The organism is Craurococcus roseus (assembly GCF_039523795.1).
GTDB lineage: Bacteria > Pseudomonadota > Alphaproteobacteria > Acetobacterales > Acetobacteraceae > Craurococcus > Craurococcus roseus.
Window position 1 is genome coordinate 1 of record NZ_BAAAFZ010000129.1, and the last position, 4695, is coordinate 4695.

At 74.3% G+C, this 4695-nt stretch carries 5 protein-coding genes; all 5 read right to left on the reverse strand.

Annotated elements, in window-relative coordinates; translation table 11 throughout:
* Positions 1–1386: IS66 family transposase (tnpC, locus tag ABD067_RS26225; RefSeq protein WP_343898392.1), on the reverse strand; the 1386-nt coding region annotated here is incomplete at its 3' end.
* 57 nt (positions 1387–1443) lie between these two features.
* Entirely contained in the window at positions 1444–1626 is a 183-nt protein-coding gene (gene tnpB / locus ABD067_RS26230) for an IS66 family insertion sequence element accessory protein TnpB (protein ID WP_343898393.1), read from the reverse strand.
* A 46-nt stretch (positions 1627–1672) separates the two neighbouring features.
* Positions 1673–3781, reverse strand: a complete 2109-nt coding sequence (locus tag ABD067_RS26235; protein WP_343898394.1) for a recombinase family protein — start codon at positions 3779–3781, stop codon at positions 1673–1675.
* A gap of 69 nt (positions 3782–3850) precedes the next feature.
* Complete coding sequence (gene tnpB, locus ABD067_RS26240; RefSeq protein ID WP_343898395.1) at positions 3851–4231, reverse strand: IS66 family insertion sequence element accessory protein TnpB; 381 nt, start codon at positions 4229–4231, stop codon at positions 3851–3853.
* Positions 4231–4695: IS66-like element accessory protein TnpA (tnpA, locus tag ABD067_RS26245; RefSeq protein WP_343898396.1), on the reverse strand; the 465-nt coding region annotated here is incomplete at its 5' end. The genes tnpB (ABD067_RS26240) and tnpA, both read right to left, overlap by 1 nt.

The following is a 4695-nucleotide window of genomic DNA, read 5'->3' on the forward strand; positions in this document are numbered from 1 at the left end:
CCGCAGCTGCCGCTCGGCCAAATTGTTGTCGATCGACAGCCTGCCGTCCTCGACGTAGCGCGCCAGCGCGTCCCAGCGGCTTAGCGCGTACTGCAGCGCCTTGCCGAGCGACGACTTCCCGGACAGGCGCCGCCGCTGCGCCTGCATCCAGCCGTGCAGCGCCTCGAGCAGCGGCGTGCTGCGTGTCCGGCGGGCCTCGCGGCGCCGTTCGGGCGGCTGGCCGTTGATGGCCGCCTCGACGGCGTAGAGTTCGCCGATCCGCCGCAGGCCCTCCTCGGCGATCGGCGACTTCGTGGCCTCGAACACCTCGAACAGCCGCCGGCGGGCGTGGGCCCAACACGCGACGCGGTTGATGCGCTGCGGCTCGTCGCCCCGCCGAGCGGTGAGCGCGTCGTAGCCGGCGTAGGCGTCGGCGTGCAGCCAGCCCGCGAACCCGGCGAGGTGGCCGCGCGGGCGCTCGCCCTTGCGGTCCGGCGAGTAGCGGTAGAACGCCGCCGGCGGTCCCGTTCCGCCCCAGGGCCTCGGATCGAAGGCGTAGACCCAAAAGCGCGCCTGGCGCGTCCTGCCACGCCCCGGCGCCAGCACCCGGATCGGCGTGTCGTCGGTCCAGACCACGCCTTGGCCCGTGGCATGGGCGCCGATCGCCTCCGCCACGGGATCCAGCCACCAGGCGCCGTGGCCGACCCAGTCGGCCAGCGTCTGGCGCTCGATCTCCACGCCTTCGCGGCCGAGGATGCCGGACAGGCGGTAGAGCGGCAGGCCGTCCAGGTACTTCGAGACCAGCACATGGGCGAGCGGCCCCGGACCGGGCCGGCCGCGCTCGATGGGCAGGTCGGGGGCGGGAGCCTGCAGGACGGCCTCGCAGGCCCGGCAAGCATAGCGGGGCCGGACGTGGCGGATCACCTTGAGCCGCGCCGGCACCTTCTCCAACACCTCGGTCACGTCCTCGCCGAGGCGGCTCAGGCGGGCCGGGTCGGCGCAGCCGCAGCGGCAGGCGAGGACGGGCTCGTGCACGACGGTTTCGCGGGGCAGATGCGCGGGCAACGGACGGCGCAGCGCCGGCCGCCGCGGCGTGCCCGGCTTGCCCTTCGCCCGGCGCGCCTTTTCCGCCGCCGCCTCGCGCTCCGCCTGGTCCTCCTCGAGGTCGCCGACCAGCATCTCGAGCTGGCCGATCTCGGCGGCGAGCCGCTCCGAGGACTTGCCGTAGCGGTCGCGCCGCAGCGCCGCGAGTTGGACCTTGAGCTTCTCGATCTCGAGCCCCGCGTCCAGCAGCAGCGCATCGCGCTCGGCCAGCGCGGCATCGCGCGCCGCGATGGCGGCGTCGCGCTCCGCCAGCAGCGCGCGCAAGCCGGCGGCGTCGTCGGGCGGCACGGCGGGATCGAGCATGGGAGCCACGCGCGAATCGTCGCCGATCGCGCCGCGCCGCCCCAAATGGAGATGGCGTTACCCGACGGCCTCGGGCCGTGCCGTCCAGGCCGGCATCCTCCAGTCGATCCCTTCCAGCAGCATGGAGAGCATGGCCGGCGTCAGGGAGACGACGCCGCTCGTCGCTTGCGGCCATACGAACTTGCCGCGCTCCAGCCGCTTCGCCACGAGGACCGTCTCTTGGCCATGGTGCCTCTCCAAAGCAGGTTCGGAACGCGGTCGCGCGGTTCACCGCGGACCCTGACCGTCATGGCGCCTGCCTCGGCGGCAGGCGGCCGCCCGGGCCGCGCTGGCGCAGCAACCGCTCGACGTCGTCCAGTCGCACCAGCCAGAGGCTGCGATCGGCTGCCTCGGCGCGACGGGCGGCGAGGCGCCCCTTGTGGATCCAGGTGTAGACGGTGACCTCCGGCATGTTCAGGCGGGCGGCGATCTCCGTCGGCGTGAACTCGCCCTCGTCGCGCACGACGACGGCGCTCGGGCGCGCCAGCCGCGCCGGGATGAGGCCCATCCGGGCCATGAGCGAGCGGACGCCGCTCTCCCGGTAGGGCAGGCCGTGCGCGGAGCGCCAGCCCTCCGCCACCAGGGCGCGCGTGATGGCGGGTGGGCGCCTGCCCTCGCCGTGCAGCGCGCGGATGCGCCCGACCAGTTCGGCGTGCCCGGCCAACTGCGTCGTGCGCCGGACGGAGCGCACGAGCGGATGCCTGGTCCGCTGGCCGCCGACCCAGACGCAGGTGACGTCGCCCCTCTCGGACTCGCCTTGCAGGGTCACCCCGACGCGCTCCAGCAGCAGGCGCGCGATCTCCTTCCGCTCCGCGCCCGTGGTGGCCTCCGCGCGCCAGAGCGCCGGCACATCATCCGACAGCCGCCGGATCGCCTCGCGGTCGGCCGGCGAGAGTCGGATCGGCTCGCGGGCGAGGAAGCGCGTGTGCTCCTCGCGCAGCCGGGCCGCCGCGGCCAGCGCCTCCTCCCAGCGCCGCTCGAGGGTGCGCACCACCAGCCGGTTCTCCGGCTCGGACGCGTTGTATTGCCGCTCGGCGCGCTCGACCTCGTAGCGCGCCTGCTCGAGCCGGAGCGTCCACTGCCGGTGCCGCGCCGCGCGCTCGAGCTCGACGTCCTCGGCCATCGCCAGGCTCACCTCCACCGCCGAGGGGCGCAGCGCCTCCAGCACGAGGCCGCCCACCACGGCGTCGAGCGCCGCGCCGGACAAAGCCTGGCAGTGCGGCGCGCCGTAGTTGATCTGGTGGCGCGTGCAGCTGTAGCGCAGGTCGCGGCCGTTGTTCCGGTAGCAGGTCACCATGCGGCAGCCGCAGCGGCCGCAGTGGAGCAGGCCGGCCAGCAGCGACGGCCCACCGCGGGGCACCCCCTTGTGCTTGCTCCGGTTCGCCATCAGCCGCCGTTGGTTCTCCTCGAAGGTTTGCCAACTGATGTAGGCCGGCCAGCGGCCCTGCAGCAGCACCCGCCAATCGTCCGGATCGCGGCTCGGCTGCCGCGCCTTGTGGCGCCGGGCCGCCGCGGCGCCCGGGGCCTCGGGCCGGCGACGGCCGTAAGCATAGGCGCCGGCGTACGCCGGGTTGGTGAGGATGTTGGCGACGCCGCCGCGGTGCGGCCGGCGCCAAACGACTTCTCCCCTGGCCGGCCCGCTCCTGGCGCGGTCCGGCAGGGCGACGCCGTGGTCGACGAGGTAGCGCATCACCCCGTGCACGCTGCCGCGGCGCTCGAACACGTCGAACACGAGGCGGACCGTGTCGCGCACGCGCTCGTCGGGGTCGAGGCAAACCTCGCCCGATGCACGCTTGAGGTAGCCGCGCGGCATGTTGAACCCGAACTCGCCGCGGCCCGCCTTGTTCCAGCGGCCCCCTTCGAGGCGGGCGCGCATGATGTGCAGTTCCGCCTCGCTCATGGTGCCCTTGAGCCCGAGCAGCAGCCGGTCGTTGTAGAGCGCCGGGTCGTAGACGCCGTCGCTGTCGGCGATCAGCGTGCCGGCGAGCGCGCAGATCTCGAGCAGCTGGTACCAGTCGCGGCAGGAGCGGGCGAGGCGCGAGACCTCGAAACCGAGCACGAGGCCGACATGGCCGAGGCCGACCTCGGCGACGAGGCGCTGAAACCCGGGCCGCCCCTCGACCGAGGCGCCCGAACAGCCGAGGTCGTCGTCGATGACCGCCACACGCGGCCGAGGCCAGCCGAGGCGGCAAGCGTGGTCGACGAGCCCGTACTGGACGCTCGTCGACTCCCGGTGGTGCTCCAGCTGCTGCAGCGTCGACTGCCGGACGTAGACGGCCGCCTGCCGGTCAAGGTGGCGGGGGAGGATCTTGCCCGGGAGCGGCCCTCCGACCGGGGAACTCGGCGTCTGCCTCATCGGCCGCCCCTCCCTCGCGCGCCTCGGCCGGCACCGCCAGCGGCCGCCGCCGGAGCGCCAGGCGGCCGATCAGGACCGCCAACCGCCGGCGGCGCGGCGCCGGCAGGTCCGCCCAACAGGGCACGGTTTCGCCCGAGCATCGCGCCATCGCGGCGCCTCGCCATCCAGCGCGCCAAGGCCGCCAGCGCCCCGGCGCCCGCGACCACCAAGCCCCCTAACTCCGTGTCCTTTGCAGAGGTTCTGAGAACAGCGGTGGACCAGGCCCTGGCCGTCCCAGACCAGGAACTTCAGCAGGTCGCCGCGGCGTCCGCGAAAGCAGAACACCGCGCCGCTGTACGGATCCTGCGCGAGCACCGCTTGCACCTGCGCCGCGAGCCCGTCGAAGCCCTTCCTCATGTCGGTCGCGCCGCAGGCCAGGAACACCCGCGTGCCCGGAGGCGGCCCGAACATCAGCGCCCCCCGAGCCCGGCCAGCACGACGCGCAGCATGCCCGGATCGACGCGGCCGCTGACGCGCACCGTTGCGCCGGAAGGGAAGCCGATCTCGAGCATGCCCGGCGCTTCCGGCGCGGCCAGCACCGCGGCCGGAGAAGGCGGTTCCAGCCGCGGCGGCTCCGACGCCATCTCGACCGGCGCGAAACCCGACATCGCGGTGGCCAGCATCTGCTTGCGCCAGGTGAACAGCAGCCCGGTGCTGATGCCGTGCCGCTCCGCCACCGCCTTGGACACCGCGCCCGGCTCGGGCGTCTCGCGCACGATCCCCAGCTTGTCTTCGGGCGTCCAACTCCGGCGCCGCTCCGCCCGGATGCGGACCTCGACGGCCGCCGGCGCCCTGCTGCTGCGCGGCGTCTTACGAGCCCCGTAAGACGCCGCGTCCGCCGGAGAGCCCGGCTCCATCGTCTCCACCATGACCGA